Source organism: Streptomyces sp. ATexAB-D23 (genome assembly GCF_000373645.1).
Classification (GTDB): Bacteria; Actinomycetota; Actinomycetes; order Streptomycetales; family Streptomycetaceae; genus Streptomyces; species Streptomyces castrisilvae.
Genome location: NZ_KB892068.1, coordinates 128994 through 152272, shown reverse-complemented (window position 1 = coordinate 152272; position 23279 = coordinate 128994). Strand labels below are relative to the sequence as shown.

General features: G+C 73.0%; 19 protein-coding genes, 1 pseudogene and 2 CRISPR repeat arrays. Of the genes and pseudogenes, 10 read left to right on the top strand and 10 right to left on the bottom strand.

All coding sequences use genetic code 11. From position 1 onward, the window contains the following. Positions 1–3 precede the first annotated feature (3 nt). The 3 genes from B082_RS0131975 to B082_RS0131965 all read left to right on the top strand — a co-directional run bounded on the left by B082_RS0131975 (position 4) and on the right by B082_RS0131965 (position 3191). Positions 4–1335 carry an ATP-binding protein gene (locus tag B082_RS0131975; RefSeq protein WP_018555861.1) on the top strand — a complete coding sequence of 444 codons (1332 nt, stop codon included), beginning with the start codon at positions 4–6 and terminating at the stop codon, positions 1333–1335. Beyond that, positions 1332–2456: a tetratricopeptide repeat protein gene (locus B082_RS0131970; protein ID WP_018555860.1), complete on the top strand. Its 1125-nt coding sequence runs from the start codon at positions 1332–1334 to the stop codon at positions 2454–2456. The genes B082_RS0131975 and B082_RS0131970 overlap by 4 nt, the downstream gene beginning before the upstream one ends. 114 nt (positions 2457–2570) lie before the next feature. After that, positions 2571–3191 carry a dihydrofolate reductase family protein gene (locus B082_RS0131965; RefSeq protein WP_026250409.1) on the top strand — a complete coding sequence of 207 codons (621 nt, stop codon included), beginning with the start codon at positions 2571–2573 and terminating at the stop codon, positions 3189–3191. Between the two features lie 53 nt (positions 3192–3244). On the opposite strand, the gene B082_RS0131960 is transcribed toward B082_RS0131965, so the two are convergent. Beyond that, a complete protein-coding gene (locus B082_RS0131960; protein WP_018555858.1) occupies positions 3245–4897 on the bottom strand; it encodes a cellulase family glycosylhydrolase in 1653 nt (550 codons plus the stop codon). Between the two features lie 264 nt (positions 4898–5161). On the opposite strand from B082_RS0131960, the gene B082_RS0131955 reads away from it, so the two are divergent. The 3 genes from B082_RS0131955 to B082_RS0131945 are packed head-to-tail and all read left to right on the top strand — an operon-like array spanning position 5162 to position 7825. Further along, the gene (locus B082_RS0131955) at positions 5162–5863 is read left to right on the top strand and encodes a YciI family protein (protein WP_018555857.1); all 702 of its coding nucleotides are present in this window, start codon (positions 5162–5164) and stop codon (positions 5861–5863) included. A gap of 59 nt (positions 5864–5922) precedes the next feature. Further along, positions 5923–7203, top strand: a complete 1281-nt coding sequence (locus B082_RS0131950) for an RNA polymerase sigma factor (protein WP_018555856.1) — start codon at positions 5923–5925, stop codon at positions 7201–7203. A 28-nt stretch (positions 7204–7231) separates the two neighbouring features. After that, complete coding sequence (locus B082_RS0131945) at positions 7232–7825, top strand: sugar O-acetyltransferase (RefSeq protein WP_018555855.1); 594 nt, start codon at positions 7232–7234, stop codon at positions 7823–7825. Positions 7826–7834: 9 nt separating this feature from the next. On the opposite strand, the gene B082_RS0131940 is transcribed toward B082_RS0131945, so the two are convergent. After that, positions 7835–8191 carry a DoxX family protein gene (locus B082_RS0131940; RefSeq protein WP_018555854.1) on the bottom strand — a complete coding sequence of 119 codons (357 nt, stop codon included), beginning with the start codon at positions 8189–8191 and terminating at the stop codon, positions 7835–7837. Positions 8192–8315: 124 nt separating this feature from the next. Next, positions 8316–9186, bottom strand: a pseudogene (locus B082_RS37165) (aminoglycoside phosphotransferase family protein). A gap of 191 nt (positions 9187–9377) precedes the next feature. Further along, a CRISPR array of direct repeats spans positions 9378–10078; the repeat unit is 29 nt; unit sequence GTGTTCCCCGCACGCGCGGGGATGGTCCC. 148 nt (positions 10079–10226) lie between these two features. On the opposite strand from B082_RS37165, the gene B082_RS0131930 reads away from it, so the two are divergent. Next, a complete protein-coding gene (locus B082_RS0131930; RefSeq protein ID WP_018555851.1) occupies positions 10227–10733 on the top strand; it encodes a GNAT family N-acetyltransferase in 507 nt (168 codons plus the stop codon). 380 nt (positions 10734–11113) lie between these two features. Further along, the gene (locus B082_RS0131925; protein WP_272920767.1) at positions 11114–11578 is read left to right on the top strand and encodes a GNAT family N-acetyltransferase; all 465 of its coding nucleotides are present in this window, start codon (positions 11114–11116) and stop codon (positions 11576–11578) included. A 155-nt stretch (positions 11579–11733) separates the two neighbouring features. Continuing rightward, positions 11734–12066: a CRISPR direct-repeat array (repeat unit 28 nt; unit sequence TGCTCCCCGCGCGTGCGGGGATGGTCCC). Between the two features lie 235 nt (positions 12067–12301). On the opposite strand, the gene B082_RS0131915 is transcribed toward B082_RS0131925, so the two are convergent. Further along, positions 12302–13573, bottom strand: coding sequence for an amidohydrolase (locus B082_RS0131915; protein ID WP_018555849.1), 1272 nt, complete (start codon positions 13571–13573; stop codon positions 12302–12304). 173 nt (positions 13574–13746) lie between these two features. Here B082_RS0131915 and B082_RS0131910 point away from each other — a divergent pair, with 173 nt between their 5' ends. Beyond that, on the top strand, positions 13747–13917 hold the full coding sequence (locus B082_RS0131910; RefSeq protein ID WP_018555848.1) for a thiazolylpeptide-type bacteriocin: 171 nt from the start codon (positions 13747–13749) through the stop codon (positions 13915–13917). 272 nt (positions 13918–14189) lie between these two features. Beyond that, complete coding sequence (locus tag B082_RS0131905; RefSeq protein WP_018555847.1) at positions 14190–14360, top strand: thiazolylpeptide-type bacteriocin; 171 nt, start codon at positions 14190–14192, stop codon at positions 14358–14360. Between the two features lie 104 nt (positions 14361–14464). Here B082_RS0131905 and B082_RS0131900 read toward each other — a convergent pair whose 3' ends face one another. The 6 genes from B082_RS0131900 to B082_RS0131875 are packed head-to-tail and all read right to left on the bottom strand — an operon-like array spanning position 14465 to position 23268. Then, positions 14465–16432: a TOMM precursor leader peptide-binding protein gene (locus B082_RS0131900; protein WP_018555846.1), complete on the bottom strand. Its 1968-nt coding sequence runs from the start codon at positions 16430–16432 to the stop codon at positions 14465–14467. Continuing rightward, positions 16429–17184: an ABC transporter permease gene (locus tag B082_RS0131895; RefSeq protein WP_018555845.1), complete on the bottom strand. Its 756-nt coding sequence runs from the start codon at positions 17182–17184 to the stop codon at positions 16429–16431. Before B082_RS0131895 ends, B082_RS0131900 begins: the two co-directional genes overlap by 4 nt. Further along, positions 17181–18173, bottom strand: a complete 993-nt coding sequence (locus B082_RS0131890) for an ABC transporter ATP-binding protein (RefSeq protein WP_018555844.1) — start codon at positions 18171–18173, stop codon at positions 17181–17183. The genes B082_RS0131895 and B082_RS0131890 overlap by 4 nt, the downstream gene beginning before the upstream one ends. Before the next feature lie 54 nt (positions 18174–18227). Continuing rightward, on the bottom strand, positions 18228–19346 hold the full coding sequence (locus B082_RS0131885; protein WP_018555843.1) for a M50 family metallopeptidase: 1119 nt from the start codon (positions 19344–19346) through the stop codon (positions 18228–18230). Continuing rightward, complete coding sequence (locus B082_RS0131880) at positions 19343–20506, bottom strand: lantibiotic dehydratase C-terminal domain-containing protein (RefSeq protein WP_018555842.1); 1164 nt, start codon at positions 20504–20506, stop codon at positions 19343–19345. Before B082_RS0131880 ends, B082_RS0131885 begins: the two co-directional genes overlap by 4 nt. Continuing rightward, positions 20494–23268: a lantibiotic dehydratase gene (locus tag B082_RS0131875; RefSeq protein WP_018555841.1), complete on the bottom strand. Its 2775-nt coding sequence runs from the start codon at positions 23266–23268 to the stop codon at positions 20494–20496. The genes B082_RS0131880 and B082_RS0131875 overlap by 13 nt, the downstream gene beginning before the upstream one ends. Positions 23269–23279 lie beyond the last annotated feature (11 nt).

Genomic DNA, 23279 nt, shown 5'->3' with positions numbered 1-23279 from the left:
ATCATGTCGGACGACCCCCCTCTCATACAGAGCCTGCGCACCGCGGTCGCCGCCGCGCCCGCCGACGTGCCCCTGCGACTGCACCTGGCCCAGCTCCTGTTGGAGGCGGACCGGGCCGACGAGGCCGTCGCCGAGGCGGCCGTGGCCCTTCAGCACGCGCCCGGGGATGCCCAGGCCAGGGACCTGATGCTCCGGGCGATGGGCGCCCCGCCCGCACCCGCGTCCCCGCCCGCACCAGCACCCGCACCCGCTTCCCCGTCCGCACCCGGATCCGCTTCCCCGTCCGCGCCCGCTTCCCCGTCCCCGTCACCCTCCCCGGACGATCGGCCCCGTCCGCGCGCCGGGTTCGACTGGAGGGCCGCCGAGGACCAGGTCGGGGACGTCGTTCCGCCACGGTTCGCCGGGACACCGGTCCGCGCGGACGGGCAGGACGAACCGGGCGACGCCGAGGCGTGGGACGTGGAGCGGCCCGGCGCCGTGCGGCTGGCCGACGTCGGCGGCATGCAGGACGTCAAGGACCGCATGGAAGCCGCCTTCCTCGCCCCGCTCCGCAACCCCGAACTGCGCAAGCTGTACGGGAAGAGCCTGCGCGGCGGGCTGCTGCTGTACGGCCCGCCCGGCTGCGGCAAGACGTTCCTCGCGCGGGCGGTGGCCGGCGAACTCGGTGCCGCGTTCCTGTCCGTCTCCGTGAACGACGTGCTCGACATGTGGATCGGCAACTCCGAGCGCAACATGCACGAGATCTTCGAGACCGCCCGCCGCCAGGCCCCCTGCGTGCTCTTCCTGGACGAGCTGGACGCCCTCGGCGCCAAGCGCAGCCGCACCGCGCACAGCGGCATGCGCAACGTCGTCAACCAGCTGCTCAGCGAGCTGGACGGCATCGAATCCGCGGCCAACGAGGGCGTCTTCGTGCTCGCCGCCACCAATGTGCCCTGGGACGTGGACAACGCCCTGCGCCGCCCCGGCCGGCTGGACCGGACCATCCTCGTCCTCCCGCCCGACGGGCCCGCCCGGGAGGCGATCCTCCGCTACCACCTGCGCGACCGCCCCATCGAGAACGTCGACGTGGCCAAGCTGGTCAAGGCCACCGACGGCCTGTCCGGCGCGGACCTGGCCCATGTCTGCGAGGCGGCGGCCGAGCGGGCCCTGCTGGACTCGGTGCGGACCGGAACCGTACGGATGATCGACACGAAGGACCTGCTGGCCGCCGCGAAGGAGACCGTGCCGTCCGCCGAGCCGTGGTTCGCCTCCGCGCGCAACGTGGCGATGTTCGCCAACGAGGGCGGCATGTACGACGACCTGGTGACGTACCTGAAGAAGCGGCGCAAGCTGTGACCGGCTCCCTGCATCCCGCCGTGGAGCGGGCCGAGCTGCTCGTCGACCTCAAGCGGTACGAGGAGGCCAGGGAACTGCTGGCCCGGCGGCTCGCGGAGGACCCAGAGGACATCCGGGCCTGGACCGAACTCGCCCGGTGCCATCTCGGGGACCAGCAGAACGGCGCGAAGGCCCTGGAGGCGACCGAGCGGGCCCTCGCCCTGAACCCCGAACACGTCGGGGCGCTCCTCGTGCACGCCGACGCCCTGCGCGTGGGGGGCCGCTTCCCGGAGTCCGAGGGCGTGCTGCGCGAGGCGATACGCCTGGCTCCCGACCACTGGTTCGGCTACGCCCGGCTCGCCGACTGGCTCTGGCGTATCCGGATGATCAGCTCGGGCCAGGCGAACGGCGGCCAGGTCCGGCGCGAGGACATGACGGCAGGGCTGCGGGAGGCCGACCTGATCGCCCAGGAGGCCATCCGGCTGGCCCCCGAGGTGGTGTACGTCTACGAGGTGGCGTGGCTCATCGCCGACATGTCCGGCGACCGCGCCGCCGCCGACCGGATGGACGAGGCGATCCTCCGGCTCGACCCGCAGCACGAACGTGCCCTGGCCCGGCGGACGCGGAAGGCGGCGACCGCCCCCGGCGTCAAGGCGACCGAGGCCGCCACCCTGTACGCCGACGCGCTGGCCTCCGCCCCGGGTTCCACACCGATGCGGCAGGGCCTGGACGCGGCCTCGTACCGGCTGCTGCGCGGCCTGCGCTGGCCGGCCCTGCTCTGCCTGGCGTTCGCCGCCGCGGGCATCGACCTGTTCCGGACGGACGGCGAGACGCAGCGGGAACTGCCCCTGGTCCTCGGCCAGCGGCTGTGGGACCTCGTCCTCATGGCGGTCATCTGGGCCCTGTGCGCCCTGCTGCGCTACCGCCGGCTGCGGGCCGGGATCCGGGTCAACCTGCCCTCGCTCATCCGGCGGCTGGCGTGGGCCCGCATCGTCCTGGGGCAGGCGGCGTGGGCCCTGCTCTGCGCGCTGCTGATCACCCAGGTCCCCTGGACGGAGCGCACGGTCCCGCTGGTGCTCTTCTGGGCGGGGCTGGTGCCGTCGGTGGCGACGATGTGGTTCGACCGGCCGAAGAAGGGCTGACCCCGGCCGGGCCCCGGAAGGCCGGATTCCCGTTGCGTGCGCGGAAACACCTGCCCGACCATGGCGGCCGACGGCCCCGACGCGCGGCGGCCGCCACCGGACGAAAGGCCGTACGTGCGCAAGCTCGTGTACTTCATCGCCTCCACCCTCGACGGCTTCATCGCCGGACCGGACGGGGGCGACCCCAGCGGACCGGACGGCTTCTGGCCGATTCCGGAGGACTACCTCACACACCTGATCGCCACCTACCCGGAGACCCTGCCGGGCCCGGCGCGGGCCGCGCTCGGTGTGACGGCTGAGGGCACCCACTTCGACACGGTGCTGGAGGGCCGCAGGTCGTACCAGGTCGGCCTCGACGCCGGAGTCACGGACGCCTACCCGCATCTGCGGCACCTGGTGTTCTCCCGCACCCTGGGCGAGAGCCCCGACCCGGCGGTGGAGATCGTCGCGAGCGACCCGGTCGCGAAGGTGCGGGAGCTGAAGCAGGAGGACGGCAAGGACCTCTGGCTGGTCGGCGGCGGTGAACTGGCCGGTGCGCTCTACCCGGAGATCGACCGGCTGATCGTGAAGCTGAGCCCGACGACGCTCGGCGCGGGAATCCCGCTGTTCGGGCGGGGGGCGGCCTTCGACCCGACGGCCTGGTCGCTCACGGACCACACGGTCCTGGAGAGCGGGGCGGCGTACCTGACGTACGAGTGCGCCACCACGAAGATGACCCCGACCGTCACCGAATGAGGTCCGGGCGCCGGCCGGCGGGGCCGGGGAGGCTCCCGCCGGCCGGCACCGTGTCAGGCGGCCGTGCAGGCGGCGCCGTCGAGGGTGAACGCCGCCGGTGCGGTGTTCGTGCCGTTCTGGCTGCCGGTGAACCCGACGGTCACCGAGCCGTTCGCGGCGATGGCGGAGGTGTACGAGGCCGGGACGACGGTCACCGAACCGCCGCTCTGGGCCGACGTTCCGCCCCACATGTTGGTGACGGTCTGGCCGTCGGCGAAGGCGAAGCCGAGCGTCCAGCCGTCGATGGCCGTGGTGCCGGTGTTGCTGATGGTGATCTCGCCCTGGAAGCCGCCCTGCCACTCGCCGACGACCTGGTAGCCGACCGCGCAGCTGCCGGCCGGGGCGGTGGAGCCCTCGTCCGTGGTGACGCTCACGGCGGCCGAGCGCGCCGAGCGGTTGCCGGCGGCGTCGCGTGCGTAGACCGCGAAGGAGTACGCGGTGCCGGCGGTGAGGCCCGTGACGGTGACGCCGGTGCCGGCGGAGGAGGCGACGGTGGTCTCCGTGTCACCGCTGACGCGGACGACGTCGTATCCGGCGACGGCAACGTTGTCCGAGGACGCGGCCCAGGTCAGGGCCACGGAGGTGTCCGTCACCGAGGAGGCCGCCGGGGTGCCGGGGGCGGTCGGGGCCTCGGTGTCGTCGGACGCGCCGCCGAAGACGGTGGCCTCGTGGGAGGTCTGGGCGATGCCGTCGGCGCCGTGGAAGATCCGCTCGCCCCAGGAGCTGAGGCGCGCCGGGTCGAAGTCGATGGCCAGGTCGAGGACGGGGTCGGTGTTGCCGCTCCAGGACCAGGCGATCCAGCCGAGCCCGAGCTGCTCGGCGTCCGCCATCATCGTGTCCTCGTCCGGGTCGCCGTACTGGTCGGCGGGCCCGCCGAACTCACCGATGACGAGGGGCAGTCCGGCGTCCACGAAGGTGTTCAGGTAGTCGGTGACCTTCTGGGCGGTGTCGTAGACGCTGTACATGTGGATCGAGAAGAGGAGGTTGCCGGTGGAGTCGGCGTCGTAGAGCGCCTGGGCGTTGTCCCGCATGACGCCCTCCCAGTCCTGGCCCCAGTTGGGCGCGTCGATCATGATCGTGTGCGCGAACCCGGCGGCGCGCAGCTTCTGGATCGCGGCGGTGGTGGGGGCGGTCCAGCCCGCCGGGTCGGTGTTGCCCCAGGGCTCGTTGCCGATGTCGATGATGACGTAGTCCTCCTGGCCGTCGAGGACGTCCTTGAGGCTGATCCAGTAGTCGGCCGCGTGATCCAGCGTGCCGGCGGCGGAGTCCTCCCCGTACCCGGTGGTGTCGTGCACCTCCAGTACGCAGATGAGCCGGTTGGCCTTGCACTGGTCGATGACGGCGGCGACGTCCTCGGGGCTGTTCCTGCTCCAGCGGTAGCCGTCGGACAGCACGACGCGGACGGTGTTGGCGCCGGTCGCCTTGATGTCGGCCAGTGACTGGGTCTCGCCCGGGTACCAGGTGTGGGCGTGGTTGACCCCGCGCATGATGAAGTCGTTGCCGTTGCCCTCGACCAGCCGGCCGTCGCTGATGTGGAGACCGGTGCCGGCCGCGGACGCGGCCTGCGCCGGGGCGAGGCCGCCGAGGGCCAGGAACCCGAGGAGGGTGGACAGGACGGTGAGGATGACGGTGGTGGTGCTCTTCGCTGTGCGTCTCGCTGTTCTCACTGCGGCTCCAGAAGGGGGAGGGAGAAGGGCGGATCACCGGAGTGGGAGCGCTCCCACTCCGGTGCGCTCCCATGAAGCCATTCAGTCAGGGGCACGTCAAGAGATCGGACGACTCGGGTTGGCGGGGGCTATCGTCAACTCGGCTTCGTCGCCGTCTCCGGTACCGGCCCCGTCCCCGGTCCCGTCCCCGGCGCGGTGTCGGATTAGGCGGCGGCCGTTCGTCGTCCTCGTGAAACGTTCGCAACGCCCGCAAGGAGAACGGTCATGAAGTACGTGTTGTTCGTCGCCACCGACCCCGCCGGAGAGTCGGCCGACGAGAGCCCCGAGGCGTGGGTGGAGAAGTGGAACGGCCGCGGTGTCCGCGTGGAGGGGATGCCGCTCAGGCCGGTCGCCGAGACCAGGACGGTCCGCGCCCGCGGGGACCAAGTGCTGGTCACCGAAGGCCCGTTCGCCGAGACCACCGAGTGGATCGCCGGGTACGACCTCGTGGAGGCGGCGGACCTGGACGAAGCGATCGAGGTCGCCGCCTCGCACCCGATGGCGACCGCCGGACGCATCGAGATCCGCCCCGTCGAACCGGTCGACCTCGGCCCCGGCACCGGCAACGTCCCGCACGAGGGCGACGCGCCGGCCTCCCGCTTCCTCGGCATCCTGCGTACGGACCCGGGCGCGCCCCCCTTCACCCCCGACCGCGCCGCGGTCGCCACCTGGGTCCGCGAGGGCCTCGCCTCCGGCCGCTACCTCGGCGGCGAGCACCTGAGCCCCGTCCGGGACGCCACGCTCGTGCGCCGGCGCGGCGGGGAACTGCTGATCACCGATGGCGGGTACACGGACGTACCGGAGTGGGTGTCCGGCATCGTCTTCGTCGACGGGACCTGGGAGGAAGCGGTCGACTACCTCGCGCGGTGCCCCATGGCCCGGTCCGGGGCCGCCGAACTGCGGGAGTTCCGGCGGGACTTCTCGTGAGCCGGGAGAGGCTCCGAGCGAGTCCGGACGGACCTTGCGCGCGCTCCGGACCGGCCCGGGTGCGGGCGGCGCTCGCCGGGGCGTACCGCGAGGAGTGGGGCGTCGTCTTCGGCACGCTCGTGCGCCTGACCGGTGACTGGGAGCTGGCCGAGGACTGCGCGCAGGACGCGTTCGCCCGCGCGCTGCCGGCCTGGGAGCGTGGCGGGGTGCCGGACAGGCCAGGGGCGTGGCTGGTGACCGCCGCCCGGCGCCGGGCCGTCGACGTACTGCGCCGCCGGACGGCCGAGCGCGGCAAGCTGGCCGAGATCGTGGAGATGACGCGGACCGGGGAGAGCGCCGATGTCATGGAGAGCGCCGAGGCCGCCGCGCTGGAGGCCGTCCACGGACCGGGCGCCGCCGAGGACGAGCGGCTGCGGCTGATCTTCACCTGCTGCCACCCGGCGCTCCCGCTCGCCTCCCGGGTGGCTCTCACCCTGCGGGCGGTCGGCGGCCTCACGACGCGCGAGATCGCCCGCGCCTTCCTGGTGGGCGAGGGCACCGTCTCGCAGCGCGTCCTGCGGGCCAAGCGCAAGATCGCGGCGGCCGGAATCCCGTACCGGGTCCCGCCTCCGGGGACGCGCGCCGAACGGCTGGCCGGCGTGCTCGCCGTCATCTACCTGATCTTCACCGAGGGTTACGCCCCCAGCGACGGCAGCACCACCCGCGACCGGCTCGCCGACGAGGCCGTCCGGCTCGCCCGCCTCGTCGCCGCCGAGGCACCGGACGAACCGGAGGCGCGCGGCCTGCTCGCCCTGCTCCTGATCCAGCACTCCCGGCGCGCCGCCCGGCTCGACGCGGACGGCCACCTGGTCACGCTGGAACACCAGGACCGGACGCGCTGGGACCACGCCCTCATCACCGAGGGCGTCACCCTCGCCCGCGAGGCCGAGGCGGCGGGCGGCCCCTACGCGCTCCAGGCCGCCATCGCCGCCCGGCACGCCCTCGCCCCGACCGCCGCCGCGACCGACTGGGCGGCGATCGTGGCCCGGTACGACCGCCTCCTCGCCCTGCGTACGAACCCGGTCGTCGCCCTCAACCGCGCGGTCGCCCTCGGTATGCGCGACGGCCCGCGGGCCCAGCTCGACGCCGTGGACGCGCTGGGTACGCCGAAGGAGCTGACCGGCCACCACGCCCTGCCCGCCGTTCGCGCGGACGCGCTGCGCCGCCTCGGCCGTACGCGGGAGGCCGCGCGGATGTACGAGGCGGCGAGGGCCGCCGCACCGAACGAGGCGGTCGCGCGGGAGTACGCGCGGTGGCTCGACGGGGGCACCGAAAGCAGCACAGGCACGAGCACCAGCTGAAGCGTCAACCGAAGGGATACGTACCGCCGTGGCCGATGCCCAGCACGAAGAAGTCCTCGCCCGGATCGCCAAGGGGCTCCTCTACACCGAGACCGAGGCGGCCTTCCTGGCGCCCCGCCGCCGCGAGGACGAGATCTTCGCGTACAACCACACGCCGCCGGGCGAAGCGGAACGACGCCGGGAGCTGCTGGTCGAGATCCTCGCCTCCGTCGGTGAACGCACCGTGCTGCTGCCCCCGTTCCACGCGGCGTTCGGCAGCAACGTCCACATCGGAGACGACTTCTTCGGCAACGTGAACCTGACGTTCGTGGACGACGTCGGCATCCACATCGGCGACGACGTCATGATCGCCCCCGGCGTGACCCTGACCACGACGGGACACCCGGTCCATCCCGCGCGCCGGGCGGATTTCGGCCGCTTTTCGGAGCCGATCGTCATCGAGGACAAGGTGTGGATCGGCAGCAACGTGGTCGTCCTGCCGGGCGTCCGCATCGGCTACGGCTCGGTGATCGGCGCGGGCAGCGTCGTGAGCCGCGACATTCCTCCGATGAGCGTCGCGGTCGGTACGCCGTGCCGGGTGGTCCGGCCGATCACGGACGCGGACCTCGCGACCCGCAGATAGGCGGCTCGCTCACCAGGCCCCGTGGTATTGCACGCCCAGGATCAGGGCGGCGACGGCCGTAGCCAGAAAGACGATCCCACCGACGATGTTTCTTGATCCGACGCGCAGATGGGCGATGATCGCGCCGATGAAGTAGAGGATCAGCCCGCACGCGGCGAGCGTGCCGAGCGCGGGCACGGCGAACCCGGCGAGCAGCCCGAGGGTGCCTGCGGCCAGGCACATGCCCAGCCAGGGGACGTACTTGCGGGGGATGCCCTTCATGTCGGCCTGGGACTTGGGGTATTCGTGGCCGATGAGGTAGGTCACTGCGGCGGCACCGTTGAAGAAGATGCCGAGGATGGTGACCGTCAGGTAGGCGGTGCGCATGCGTTGTTCTCCGCTTCCGAGGGGGCTGCTCTCCAAGGCCTATTCAAGTTCAAGGCCTCTTCAAGGCCGACGATTCAGGACCCTGCTTCGTGAGGTGGTGAAGGGCCCAACGCGGTGAAGGCCCTCAGGAGGGCTCGGTCAACAACTCCGCCAGCCGGTCCGCGAAGGCGGTGACCCACTCCAGCTCGGGCCCGCCACGGGCGACCCGGAACCCGTGCCGCCGGGCCCAGAAGGCGGCTTGCACGGCGTGCAACTGCGCCCAGCGGCGGACGCGTTCACGCTCCAGCTCGGCGGCGTCGGCGAAGACGTCGACGATGCGATGGGCGGTGCTGCGGAGATCGTGGGTGCCGGCGAGTGCGTACGCGTGGGACTTCATCAACGCCCCGGCGTCATAAGCCGGGTCGCCCACGTATCCCTTGGGATCAACGGCCAGCCAGGGCTCACGTTCGGCCCGCAGGATGTTCCGCCCGTGCAGATCCCCGTGGACGAGCGTGTCGGGCTGCGCCCGCCCCAACTCCCTTACGGTGGCGAGGGCGGAGCCGATGACGGGCCGTGGCAGGGGGTGCGCGAACTCGACGTCGTCGGTGCGCAGCCCGTCCTCCCACTCCCCGGCCCGCTCGCTGAGCCACGTCGTCCCCGTCGACGGCCTCGGCGAGCGTCACCGTCGAGGCCCGCTCCAGCAGCATCGCGTACCGGCTGTCGTCCCGCTCGTAGAGGCTTACGGCCCCGCACCCGCCCCAGGCGACGAAGGCGTCGGGTTCGTGGTCGTTGCCCGGGTGGGGGAAGGAGACCTTGAGGACGGCGGGGGGCGTGTGGTCGCGTCGTACGGGGAGGATGACGCCGACGCCGCCGTGGGTGAGGGGGCCGTCGGGTGCGCAGCCCCACGCGTCGATCAGGTCGGCGACGATTACCGGAAGTTCCGCGAGCCAGGTCGCCCCGGCGCTGCCCTCGCGCTCGACGGTGGTCCGGGCGAACTCCTCCGGGATGACGATCATCTGGGCACCTTACGTGGGTGGGGTGCGGTTGGGGTGGGGCTTGAGGGAGGGTGAACGGGGGGTGTGGCTGCGGTTGTTGGCCTAGGGTGGCGGTGTGTGCCTGTTGTGTGGGCGTTGGGGTGGTTATGCCGGAGTGGGTGAAGGTGGTCAGAAACGGGCCTGACGCGAGACGAAGCCGCAGGTCAGGAAGTGTGTTCCCCGCACGCGCGGGGATGGTCCCAGTCCGGCGAGCGACCCCTCGGTGTACCGGGAGTGTTCCCCGCACGCGCGGGGATGGTCCCAGGCCATCGGCGTCATGCAGAATGCCGGAGTGGTGTTCCCCGCACGCGCGGGGATGGTCCCTGTGGACCATGGAACTGGAACAGGCACGTGCCGTGTTCCCCGCACGCGCGGGGATGGTCCCCGAGCCCCGGGCTCTACAGGGTGACTGCCTGTGTGTTCCCCGCACGCGCGGGGATGGTCCCCACGGCCTGGGCCAGCGAGAAGGTCCAGCGCTCGTGTTCCCCGCACGCGCGGGGATGGTCCCTGCTGCGGACAGCCCATGGAACAGCGCGGGCAGTGTTCCCCGCACGCGCGGGGATGGTCCCCCTTGCAACGAGCCCTCGGTGTACCGGGAGAGGTGTTCCCCGCACGCGCGGGGATGGTCCCAACCTCGTGGTCATTTGCGGCCCTCGGCTATCGTGTTCCCCGCACGCGCGGGGGTGGTCCCGCGGAGAGCGTCAAGAAGGCCGCGGACACCATGTGTTCCCCGCACGCGCGGGGATGGTCCCTGTATCGACGGCGCGCATATCGACTTCCTCGCGTGTTCCCCGCACGCGCGGGGATGGTCCCCAGGCCACGGCCGCCCCGCTGCTCGCCATGGCGTGTCCCCCGCACGCGCGGGAATGGTCCCCCTCGGCAAGTGGGGCGAGAACCAGGCCGCCGAGTGCTCCCCGCCAGGGGGGGGGATGCCCCGCCGCTCACCGGTCTGCTGGGCCGTGACGCCTACTGCTCCCCGCACCTTCCGGGGACGGCGGCCAGCGCCCCGTACCCTGGCCGACATGTCGGCCCGCCCCCTCAGCCTCCACTCGCTCCGCTTCACCCCAGAGGAGATCCGCGAAGTCGTCGCCCTCTATGTCGGTAACCCGGCCTACTGGCGCGCGGCAGGCGAGTACGACCCCGACGATATCCAAGCGGCGCAGGTCGAGGCCGATCTGCGCCGCGAGGTCGCCATGGAGGGCGGCGAGGTGTTGCTCGCACGCAGTGGGGAAGGGCGACTCGTCGGGGTCGTCTGTCTGCTGCGCCGGCATCCGAAGGACGGTCTGCCCTGGATCGGGCTGCTCATCGTGGACGGCCGCTCCCGTCGTACGGGGATCGGGCGCCGGCTCGTCGGGCTGGTCGAGGACCGGTTTCGCGCCGAAGGGCGGAGTGGCCTCCGGCTCGCCGTACTTGAGAACAACCCGCATGCGTTGGCCTTCTGGAAGTCCCTCGGGTGGCGCGAGATCGGCCGGCGTCAGGACCTGGCCCACGACCGGCCGTGCATCGTTATGCACAAGCACCTGGCCTGAACGGAACGCGCCCGCCGTCACGCGGCACTGGGTGGCCCGGCACCCGTAACAGCGGCCGGTACGACGGGGACCGAGAGCCCCGGAACGACCCGAGCGCGAGCGCGATGGCGTCCAGTGGATCGGGCGTCGCGCCAAGCGTCGAGCGCGGGGGACGTGAGCCGCTGCCCTCTCGTAGCCGAGGCCGCCGACGTCGTGCTCCAGCTCCCATCGGGCAGGGCGGGGTCGCCGATGCGCGGGGCCTATGCGGAACCGTCGGGGATGACGCGGTTGTCGAGCGCCGGGACGCAGTTGAGGTGGATGCTTATGGGGGCATGGTCACATGCGGTGTGCTCGCGAGACGCACGTACGAGATCCACCGCCGAGGGAGACACCCAATGCCGATGACGATCCGCCCCGCCCGACGCGACGACATCGCGCCCCTCGCGGCCCTGATCGAGGAGATCGAACGCTTCTACGGAGCCACGGAGATCCAGCCGCTCACGGAACGTCACATCCAGATCGAGGAGTCCTTGTTCGCCCCGGTCCCGCTCGCTCAGGCACTGGTCGCGGACCCGGGCGATGGCACCCTGGCCGGGATGGCCGCGTACTCGTTCCTCTGGCCGGCGCGGGGGACGACGCATGCGCTGTTCCTGAAGGAGCTGTACGTGAGTGAAGCGTGGCGGGGAAGGGGCGTGGGCGCCCGCCTGATGGCGGAACTCCGAGCGGTGGCGTCTGCCCGTTCCGGGTGCAGTCGGATGGAGTGGATGGGGGACACGGACAACGTGCAGGCTCTGGGGTTCTACGGGGCGCTGGGGTTTGAGGTGGTGGAGGGGAAGGTGGTGTATCGGGTGGGGGCGGAGGGGTGAGGTGGCGGTTGCGGTGAACGGGACCTGGGGGCGCGCGTGTTGTTCTATGCTTGCGGCGTGTTCCTACTTTGTTGAACTTTAGGCGGTTATGACGGAATGGGTGAAAGTGGTCAGAAACCACGCCCACGCGAAACGAAGCCGCAGGTCACGAAGAGTGCTCCCCGCGCGTGCGGGGATGGTCCCATTTTCACGATTCCGAGTTCATTTCACGCCTGGTGCTCCCCGCGCGTGCGGGGATGGTCCCGCCCAGCGCGGCGCGGTCTTCGGCACCACCGGGTGCTCCCCGCGCGTGCGGGGATGGTCCAGACGGCTGGCAAGGAGGGGGGTCGGCCGGGCCGTGCTCCCCGCGTGTGCGGGGATGGTCCCTCGGCGTACTCGGCCTCCAGCGCCGCGACTTCGTGCTCCCCGCGCGTGCGGGGATGGTCCCGGAAACGGTCGCGAATCGATTTACGACTACGACTGCTCCCCGCGCGTGCGGGGATGGTCCCCGGGTCGGGCCCGGCGTAGGTAATGCTGCGCGCTGCTCCCCGCACGCGGGGTGCATGGCCGAAGGTGAGTGGGACGACGACACTGGGTACGACGATGCCGTCCGGCGTGCGCGGCGTGTTACGAGGATCGGCTGGACGGCCATCAGCGGCACGGTGACGGCGCTCGGTTGCGCCGCCGTCGTGGTCGCCTGGTGGTGGCCGTCGGCTGCGTGTACGTAGTCGTGTCCATGAACCGCTAGGGCCTGTCCCAGTGCTCGGCCAGCCGGTCCAGCGCCGCGGACGTGAGGGCCGTGATCGCCGCGGGCAGTGCGGTGCGGACGGCGGGGGCGAAGTGCGGGGAGTGGTTCGGGGGGATGTCCCTGCCGCCGGTGGCCGCCCACTGTCGGGGGCTCGTGGTCCCCAGCATCCAGTAGACCAGCGGGATTCCCGTCTCGCCGTGGAGGTCGCGGCCCGCGTCCCCGTAGAGGGGGAAGTCCTCGGCGGCCAGCGAAGGGGGCCAGACGGTGACGCGTTCGCGTCCGTACAGGGCGGTGTGCGCGGCGCGGACCGCCTCGGTCGCCGCCGGGTCGCAGTGCAGGGCGGGGGAGCGGGAGAGCAGGGTCAGGTCCGGGTCGCGGGGGCAGGCCGACGCGGCGCACTCGGCCCGGACGATGCGTTCCACCGCCGCCAGCGCCCGGTCCAGGGTGTCATCGGTGAGGGCGCGCAGGCCGATGCCCAGCTCGGCGGTGTCCGGGACGACGTTGACGGCGGTGCCGGCGCGCAGGGTGCCCACGGTGAGGGTGAGCTGTTCGGCGGGGGCGGCCTCGCGGGCGACGACCGTCTGGAGGCGGCCGATCACCGCCGCCGCCGTGACCACGGGGTCGACGGTGAGGTGCGGGGTCGCGGCGTGACCGCCCCGGCCGTGGACGAGGACGGTGAGGGCGGCGCTCGCGGCGGCGACCGGGGTGTGGGGGCCGCCGTGGGCGATCAGGCCGGCGGGGAGCGGCGCGGCGTGCTGGGCGAGGACGGCGGAGGGGACGCCGAACCGCTCGTAGAGGCCGTCCGCCAGCATGGCGCGGGCGCCGGTCAGGGTCTCCTCGGCGGGCTGGCCCACCACCACGAGGGTGCCGCGCCAGTGCTCGGTGGTGCGGGCCAGCAGGTCCGCCGCCCCGGTGGCCGCCGCCAGGTGGAGATCGTGGCCGCAGGCGTGCATGGCCGGGCCGGTGCTGGCGTACGGGAGGCCGGTCCGCTCCTGGAGCGGCAGGGCGTCGAGCTCGGCCCGCAGGTAGACGCGGGGGCCCTCGCCGTTGCGCAGCACGCCGACGACTCCGTGGCCGCCGACGCCCCGGGTGACGTCGAGGCCGGCGGCGGTGAGCCGGTCCGCGAACAGGGCGGCGGTGCGGGCCTCGTCGCCGGAGGTCTCCGGATGGCGGTGGACGTCCAGGTAGAGGGTGAGGGCGGGGCGCACCGTCTCCTGGGCGAGAGCGGGGGACAGAGCGGGGTGGGCGGCTTCCTGGGGGTGGGTCATGGGGCTCCTGGCGTGCTCGTCGGGGCCGCTGGCGCCGGGTGCCAGCGATGTGTGTGCGGGAGGCATGCCGAGCGGTGAGCGCCGGGCGGTCCAATGGGCGGCGTACGCCCCCCTCGGGGCGTACGCCAGGTGGTGGCCCCCGGACACGGCGGCCCCGGACCGGAGGAGACACCATGGAGAAGAACCTGAGCACCCTCGCCGACGAGATCCTTGAGCTGGAGGCGGAGACCTTCGAGATCTCCGACTACTCGGACGCCAGCGAGGTCGTGCTCGCCGGTTCCACCAGCACCAGCTCGACCTCGACGTGCAGCTCCACCACCAGCACCACCTCCTGCTCCGCCTGACCTCACGTCAGCAGCGCTGCCCGTAGGCCGTGTTCGCGCCCGGTATCCGTTCGACGGGTACCGGGCGTCGCGCTGTACGCGGGGCGGGGAAGGGCGGGTCATGGGGCTCCGGGGCTGCTCGTCGGGGCACTGGCGTGAGGTGTCAGTGAGGTGTGTGCGGGAGGCATGCCGAGCGGTGAGCGCCGGGCGGTGCAATGGATGGCGTACACCCCGCCGGGGCGTACGCAGGTGGCGGCCTCCGGAGACGGTGGCCCCGGACCGGAGGAGACATCATGGAGAAGAACCTGAGCACCCTCGCCGACGAGATCCTTGAGCTGGAGGCGGAGACCTTCGAGATCTCCGACTACTCGGACGCCAGCGAGGTCGTGCTCGCCGGTTCCACGAGCTGTAGCTCGACGTCGACGTGCAGCTCCACCACCAGCACCACCTCCTGCTCCGCCTGACCTCACGTCGGCAGCGCTGCCGGCAGGCGGTGTGCGTGCGCCCGGTATCCGGCTCCCTTCCGACGGGTACCGGGCGTCTCGCCGTCCTCGGCCGGCGGGCACCGCTAAGGGAAGGGGTGCGGCACCATGCGCATCTCCGCCTCGGTCAGGTCCGTGGTGCGGTGGCCGCCCCGGCGGAGCGCGGTGCGCAGGCGGGGCATGAAGGGGGCGCGGCGGCGGTTCCAGCCGAAGTCGATCGGCAGGAGCCCGGGGGCGAGGGTGGCGACGGTGCGCAGGCCCATGCGTTCCTGTTCCGGGGTGGTCTGGTCGACGACGATCACGTCGTGTCCGGCGCGGTCGAGTTCGTCGATGACGGCCCGCAGATCGTCCCGCAGGTCGCCGGTCCGGGGACGGCCGGTGGTCTCCCAGTCCCGGTAGACCTCGCCGAAGGGGCGTACGGCCAGGGGGCGGAGGTAGCTGTCGGCGTGGGCGGTCATCCTGGGCAGCCCGTAGAGCTGGGCGTGGTCCTTGAGGTGGCGCACCCGCTCGAAGTCGTCGGCCATCGCCTCCAGTTCGTCTCGGCGCTCCTCGGTCTGGCGGGAGAGGTGCGGGATGTAGGTGAGGACTTCGGAGAGGGCGCCCTCGACGGCTGCCCGTGGGTCCAGCGAGGCGGCCGCGGCGAAGGAGAGGGCGCCGGGGCCGCCGTCGCGGCGTACGGCGAGCGCGGTCACGACGGGGACGGCCAGGTCGACGCGGTTGTCCAGGGCGTGGATGTCGTAGCCCTGGAGCGCGGCGCGTTCGGCCATGGCGGGCGCGGCCCGTCCGCCGACGGTGGCCAGGTCGATCTCGGTGAGCCGGGCGTCGCCGTACCAGGCGTTGAGGAAGGCGTCCCGCTCCACGAGTTCGAGGAGACCGCCGAGTACGGCCTCCTCCAGGCCACCGCCGATGGCGCAGCCGTTGGAGCACTCGAAGACGAAGTTGTCGGCGGCCAGTCCGGCGCTGTAGTAGACGAGCCGGGACGGGACGAGGACGGGCTTGTCGTCGCGCAGGGACCAGCCCCACTCCCACGGGATGGCGCGGTCCGGGTCGAAGGGGTCGACGAGCGGGTCGTCACGGTAGGTGCCCGGGTCGTAGAGACCGCACACGGCGGGGTCGAGCGCGTCGGCCTTCAGCTCCGTCCAGGAGCCGGTGACGGGGGTGGTCCGGCCGCGCCGGTGGGTTCCCGCGTAGCGTTCCAGGCCCTCCAGGAAGGCCAGGGTGCGGCTGGTGGAGAAGGCGTTCTCCTGGCCGCTCCAGGTGACGTCGTTGAGCCCGGCGTAGCCCCGGACGAAGACGCTGCCCGCGACGGGAGCCGTCGTCGGCGAGGTGACGTCGTTCCAGGTGCCGCCGCCGAGCATCCCGCAGACGGGGTTGGCCAGGGCTTCTTCCGGCAGCGGGTACGCGGACGCGGGGCGCATCCGGTAGCCGTCCGGGTCGGGTTTGGGGCGGGCGACGAGGGTGAGCGGACGGGGCCCGGCGGGGGCGGGCGGCGGGGCGCAGTCGGGGCAGAGGGGGTCGGCGAGCAGGGGGTACGTCCGTACCTGGAGGGTCGTCAGGTCGAGCCGGGTGACCTGGGGCAGGAGCCGGTCGGCCGGGCCGGTGGCGGGCGGTTCGGCGCCGGGGCCGTCGAGCAGCGCGCGGCACAGCGCGGCCACGGCGTCGTAGGCGTGGTCGGTGAGCAGTGGCCAGGCGCCCGTGGGGCGGGGCCCGTCGGGGCCTCCGGTCTCCAGGGCGTCCCGTTCGCTGCGGCTGCGCAGGCGCTGCCAGCGCATCGCGAGGCAGCGCCCGCAGGCGGGGGCGGTGCCGTCGCCGCCCCAGGGGCCGATCAGGACGGCGGAGGCGGTGAGGTGGACGCGGGCGCCGGGGCGTTCGGCCGCCCAGGGGTCCGGGGCGCCCCGGTCGCCGAGGGCGGCGGTGGCGTCGGTGGCGCCGACCGGGACCACGGGGACGTCGCGCCCGGCGCGGCCGGCCAGGGCGGTGTGGAGCGCGGTGCGGGCCAGGTCCATGGGCACGGGGGCCGGGGCGGCGGGGGCTGTGCGCGTGGGGGTGCTCATGAGGACCTCGTCCAGCGGAAGGTCTTGACGGCGGCGACGCCGAAGACCAGGGCGAAGACGACGAGTCCGGCGCAGCCCACCCAGACGTCGGAGAGGTCCCCGCGTCCGGCGAGCGCGTGGGACACGGCGTCGTTGAGGTAGCGCAGCGGCAGGACCACGGAGACGTGTTGCAGCCAGGACGGCATCGAGTCCAGCGGGAAGAAGGAGCCGGACAGGAACGCCATCGGCAGCATCAGGAAGTTGGCGACGGCGGCCACGGACTCGGGGGTGTCGGCGAAGGAGCCGATGATGACGCCGAGCAGCAGGAAGGTGGTGACGCCGAGGAGGAGCACCGGGATCAGCAGGGGCCATCCGGAGGCCGGTTCGAGACCGAACAGCGGCAGCATGGCGACGCCGACGAACAGCAGCGACTGCACGGCGCCGACGGCCAGGGCGATGACGTATCGGGAGCCGATGACGGCGGAGAGGGGGGCCGGGGACATCCGGATCAGGCGCAGGATGTCGTCGGTCCGCCACTGCATCAGGGTGAAGGCGATCCCGAAGACGGCGGCGTTGGCGACGCCCCAGGACAGCACCCCGGCGGCGGTGTACGAGAGGTAGGACAGGCCGCTCTCCTCGACGTCCTGGCCGCGGAAGATCAGGCCGAAGACGACGAGGAAGAGCAGCGGGAAGGCGAAGGTGAAGAAGAGGGTGGTCTTGTCGCGGATCTGGGCGCGGTAGCCCGCTGCGGCCAGTGCGGCGTAGGCGCTCATGGCTGGTGCTCCGTGGTGTCGGCGTCCCGGGGGGACTGCGGGGGGCGGGTGAGCCGTGCCGTGAGGTCGAGGTAGACGTCCTCCAGGCCGGCGGTGCGGGTCTGGATGCCGTCGAGGCCGGTCAGCTTGTCGACGGCGCTGAGGACCCGGCCGGCCTCGCGGGTCTCCAGGACGAGGGAGCCGCCCTGGACGGTGACCCGGTCGACGCCGGGGATGGCCGCCGCCTCCTCCTCGCCGAGGCGGCCGAGCGGCAGCATCAGCCGGCTGGGTGCCTTGAATCCGCCGATGAGGTTGTGCGGGGTGTCGGTGACCGCGATCCGCCCGTCCACGAGGATCGCGATGCGGTCGCAGAGGGCTTCCGCCTCGTCCAGGTGGTGGGTGGTGTAGACGATGGTGCGGCCCTGCGCCTTCAGCGCGCGCAGCACCTCCCACAGGTCCCGGCGGGCCTGCGGGTCGAGGGCGGCGGTCGGCTCGTCCAGGAAGATCAGCTCGGGGCCGTGGACCAGGGCGGAGGCGATGGCGAGGCGCTGGCGCTGCCCGCCGGAGAGGCTCTCCACCTGGATGTCGCGCTGCTCGGTGAGCCCGACGGACTCCAGGGTGGCGTCCACGGCGTCGCGGGGGGCGCCGTAGAGGGCGGCGACGGTACGCAGGTGCTCGTGGGCCTTCTGCCGGACGAAGAACGCGGAGGACTGGGTCTGTACGCCGACGCGGGGGAGCAGCGCGGTGTTGCGGGGCCAGGGGGATTCCCCGAAGAGGGCGACCGTGCCGCTGTCGGCCCGGCGCAGCCCCTCCATGATCTCCACCAGGGTCGATTTTCCCGCGCCGTTGGGGCCGAGCAGGCCGAAGAACTCGCCCCGTCCGATCTCCAGCGACACGTCGTCCAGGGCCTGGCGTTCTCCGTACCGCTTGGAGACGTGCCGGACGTGGACGGCGGGGGCCGGGGGGCCGTCCTGGCCGGGGGTGCTTGGCATCGCCTGTACCTCACTCATGTGGTGCGTGTTTCCTTCCGGTCGGGGATGTGCGCGCGGTGCGGTCACCTCGGGTCACCCCGTCAGGAGCAGGTACGCCGCGGTGCAGGTGCCGGCCGCGGCGAGGAGGACGAGCACGGCGAAGCCGGCGGCGTACGCCGTGTAGAGACGCCGGGCCCGGCGCGGGTACGCGGCCGCGGCGCCCGCGTCGCTTCGGCGCAGCGCCAGGTACGTACGGGTCTCCGGGGCCAGGCGTGCGGTGCCGAGCAGATGGCCGAGCATGCGGTAGCCGTCGAGCGGGGGCAGGGGGACGAGGTTGCTGAGCCCCTGGACGGCGCCGAGCAGCAGGAGTCCGGCCAGCAGCGCCCTGGTGGGGTCGCCGTGGGGCAGCAGGGACCACCAGAGGGCGAAGGGCAGCAGCAGCACCATGTTGAGGTGCGCGCCCGCCCCGGCGATGACGAGCCGGGCGCGCAGACCGGGGATGAAGAGGTAGTTGTCGACGGTGCAGTAGAGCATCGCCGCCGGGAGCCGCCAGCGCAGCCCGATCTCGGTGACCCGGCCGCCGTAGTGCTGGGCGGCGATGCCATGGGCCAGTTCGTGCAGGGTGATGCTGAACCACAGGAACAGGGCGACGGCCACCAGGGCGGCCGGCTCCCGGACCAGCCGGGCCGTGCCGTCGAGGAGTTCCCCGGCGTTCAGGACCAGGGCCACGACGGTGACCAGGACGGCTGCCAGCAGGGGGAGCTGGACGGCCCGGTGGAGCAGGGGGCGCAGCACGCGGTGCAGCCGGGCGGTGGTCGCGTCGGCGTCGGCGACCAGGAGGCGGGTGCCGGCCCAGAAGCCGCCCGTGCGGGCCGGGGCCGGGGCGGCGGGCGGCGGGTCGGGGGCGCCCGCCAGCAGGCTCCGGGTGCCGAGGAGGCCCAGGAGCCTGTTCCAGTGCTCCTCGGCGAGCCGGCGGCCGAAGCGCTCGGCGTAGGCGGGTGCGAGGTCGTCGAGGGTGCGGGTGCCGTCGAGGCGGGAGATGAGGAAGTGCTCCTTGGGCCCGACCTCGAACGCGGCGCCGCTCACGGGGTGCTTGAGCAGGTACACCGTGCGGGGCCCGCGCAGCAGGGGCGGGCTGATGAGGACCCCGGGCCCGAGCGCGGGCCGGTACGCGCGGGCGGCGGCCCGCGCGCGGTCGGTCGCCGGGTTCACGCGCCCGCCGCCGTGTCCGTACCGGCGTCGTCCGCCACGGCACCGGCCGGGCCCGCCGGCTCGCGCAGCACCTGGCCCAGGACGAAGGAGAGGTAGGCCTCGTCGCGGATCGTCACATGCAGCCGGTTGTTGGTCATGTGCATGTAAGGGGAGAGCAGCCGGGGCAGGACGGCCGGCACATGGGTGAGCTTCTCCAGGGGGGCCGCCTCGGCCGGCTTGGAACGCTGCTGGCCGGTGTCCTCGCGGGCGGGCCCGTCCCAGACCGGGAAGAGGAGTTCGCCCCGGGTGGCGAGATCGGCGACGCGGTCCCGCAGCTCCAGGCAGTGTTCCGCCCAGCCGCGCAGGAAGGACGGCAGCCGGCCCAGCTCACCTGCGGCTACGGCGGAGCGGATCGCGGCGAAGCGGCTCCCCAGGGCGGGTGCCATCTGCGCGTAGTTGCGCTCGTACTCCTGCGATCCGATGAAGCCGGTGCCGGGGAACGCGCGGTGCCAGAACGCGTAGTAGCCGTCGAGGTAGTCGGCGAGCCGGTCCTCCTCCGGCAGGAAGCAGCTCGCCATGACCATCATCAGCTGGGCGGAGGTGCCCAGCAGCACGGTCCGCAGGTGGAGGTTCATGGTGCGGAAGGCGTCGATGACCAGGTCGCTGGAGTGCCGGAAGTGCCACTCGGCCAGCTCGACGCCGGCCGGGCCGCCGTACTTGGCGTACTCGGGGGCGTACGGCTCCAGGCTGAAGGAGTTGTTCGGCCGCAGGTTCATCCGGCCGTCCTCGCCCATGTACAGGCCCCGGTCCTCGCCGGGGAACTCGATGTCGAACAGGGCGTTGTAGAAGTCCTTGAGGAACCCGGAGTCGACCTCGTAGAGGGCGGGCCGGGTGCGGAGGAAGGCGGTCAGGGCCTCCTCGGCGCGGCGCCGCACCTCGGGAGCGGCCTCGGGGCTCGCGGGGCGCAGCCGGAGCCGGACGTGCGGCCCCTCCAGCCAGTAGTTGATGAAGAAGTGGCCGGCCAGCAGCCCCTCGGCGGTCAGCTCGGCGACCAGCGGCCGCACGCAGTTGACCAGCATCGGCCGGGGGCTGGCCGCGTAGAAGACGTGCAGGGCGATCCACTCCCCCCGCTCCGTGTCGACGGGGCGGGCGGCGGGGCTGGACGAGATCAGTTCCGGCATGTCGGGCCGTCCTCGGTACGCGGGCGGGAGGTGAAGGTTTCCACGGCCAGTTCGGCGACGTGGTGCCCCTGTTCGGAGATCACGTGCGGGGCGTCCTCGGACGGGAGCGCCTCCCGCAGGACCACACAGTCTCCGGGGCCGCGTTCCAGCAGGGCGTCGAACGCGGTCAGGGACAACGGGCTGTCGAAGTCGACGTAGAGGGGCTTGGCGCCCAGGGCGCGGCGCCCCTCGCGCAGGACCGTAGCGAAGACCTGGGCGGGCAGCTGGTGGGTGCGCCGCCAGCGCCGCCAGCCGAGGAACCACTCCGCCTCGTCGGCGCCGGGCGTCCGGGCGGGCAGGACGCGGGCCTCGGCCGTCCAGCTGCGGCGGCTGATGACGACCCCGTCGTGGACCACGCGCGGCCTGCGGGTGACCCCGTCGTGGGCGGGGCCCTCGGGGACGCCTCCCCACGGGTCGGTGGGGGTCATCGTGCTCGGGGAGAGCAGCAGCAGGGTGCGGGGGATCTCCGGCAGCGCGACGGGCACGAGGTAGCCGAGGTAGACGGGGACGACCTCGCACTCCAGCCGCCGGGACCGCAGGACGAGCCGGTCGGTGTCCTCGTCGTGCTGGAGGTAGAGGTCCTCCAGGTGGATGCGGGCGTCCTCGGGGACGGTGGAGGTCTCACCGGGGCAGACGATCTGGTGGCTCGTCAGCCGCTCGTGCAGATTGAGGTTGGTGGTGATCGGCCCCCCGGTCAGCTCGGCGAGCACGGCGCCTTGGGGTGCGTGGGCCAGGAGTTCGCCGCGCAGCCGCTCCGAGAGGCCGGGGGCGGTGTCCGGGGCGGTCGTGCCGTCGGGGTCGAAGACATGGGTGAACCGGCTGAAGGGGAAGGCGAGGCCGCCGTACGAGCGGTTGAGGACGACCAGCGGCTGCCCGTCCGGGCCCGCCCCGGCGACCTGGATGTGGTGGCTCTGCGGCGTGAAGTCCGGTGTGATCGGGGCGAGTTCATCGGACACCTCGGCGAGGAGACCGGCCGGGAGCCGGATCTCGTCCGACGCGCCGTGCTTCTCCCACTGCTCGCGCATACCCGCGACGAAGCGCCGCCGGGCGGTGTCCAGGGTGCGCAGGGCGCTCTGGCCGAGCCAGTTCTCCTCGGGGACGTACTCCCCGTCGGCGTCGAAGGCGCTGCGCTTGGAGGTGAAGGAGATGTACTGGTCGAAGAAGTCCTCGTGGAAGTCGTGCACCAGGCCGAGCAGGTCGTCGCAGCGCCCGCCGCTTTTGTGACGGGCCAGGAAGAAGCCGCGCAGGGTGATGCGCTGGGGCAGCGTGATGTCGTACATCGGGAGGATGCCCTCGACCCGCCGCAGCGCCTGTCCGGTGGCACCGGCCAGCGGTCCGGGCCCGCCGGGCAGGTCCTCGCCCGCACTGACGTCCTCGTACACCAGGGTCTGCGGGAGCGCGGGGTCCTCGGCTCCCAGCTCCCGCTGGACGTCCAGGAGCTGGGCGCGCAGCGTGCGGAGCAGGGTGCGCCGCTCGGTGAGCGGGGCGCCGGGGTACGCGGCCAGGCAGGCGGCCGGTCCGTCCAGCCCCGCCGCGACCGCGTCCGCCCAGGGGGCCCCGAGACCGCGCAGGGCCTGCTGGAAGGAGCGCAGCGGGTCGGGGCTGTGGACATCGGTGCGCAGGCCCGGCACCTGCACCATGCCGAGTTGGAGCAGGGCGGCCGCGTAACGCTCGGCCTCTTCCGGCTCGGCGCCCCGCTCGGTGCGCAGCAGGTCCACGAGGTCCCGGTGGCGCAGCCGTTCGTGGGTGGAGAAGAAGGTGAGCAGCCGGTCCAGGGTGCCGCTGCTGCGGAGGTAGAACAGCCGGTCGCGTACGGCGTCGAAGGTGACGGCCGCGCTGTCGTCGCCCGTGGTCACCCACTGGCGGACGTAGCGGATGCGGTCCTCGTCGCGGCCCCAGCCCGGGGCGAGGACGACGGGGAGGTCCTGGCGGCGCACGGGGTCGGCGAGGATCAGGTCGGCCAGCCGGCCGAGGACGACGACATTGAGCCGGACATGGCTGGTCCACTCCTCGCCGACGCGCAGGGCGGGGGGAGCGGAGTCCGGGGCGCCGGCGTCGAAGGTGCCGGTGGCGACGGCGGTCAGGGTGCTGAAGGGGCTCGTCTTGCACGCGGTGCGGTAGAGGTACGTGAGCGCCGAACGCTCGATCTTCCGCATCCGCTTGCCCGGCTCGGCGCTCGTGTCCTTCAGGTAGCCGTCGAGCCTGCTGTCCAGCGTGGGCGAGGCCAGCAGCAGCCCCAGCCGGAGGCGGTCCCCGGACAGCGCCTCGCGCAGCGCCCGGCGCGCGGCCCGCATCTCCCCGGCCAGCAGCCCGGGTCCCTGGGCCAGGAGATCGCGGTACCGGGTCCGGCGGGCCAGCCAGCCGGCGAGCCGTGCTCCGGCCGGTTCGGCCAGCCCGGTCACCAGGCGCTCGGCGGCCCCGGGGTCGGCGGGCAGACGGTTGTTGAAGACCTCGCGGCGGAGGGTGAGCAGCAGGCGGCGGGCGTCGCTGCCGGCCGCGTCGGCGGCGCCGAGCAGCCCGTGCAGCAGCTCGCTGAGCGCGGCGCCCTCGGCGGTCAGCCACTGCTCCAGTTCCAGGACCTCGTTCGCCCAGTCGCCGGTTCCGGGGCAGCGCAGGCCCCGGACGGTCTCCAGGGGCAGGCCGGCCGCACGGAGCAGGAAGCGGTGCCCGGGTTCCCACACGTCGGGCGGACGGGGGGCGGTGTCGGGTGTCAGGAGTGTCATCGATGGGTTCC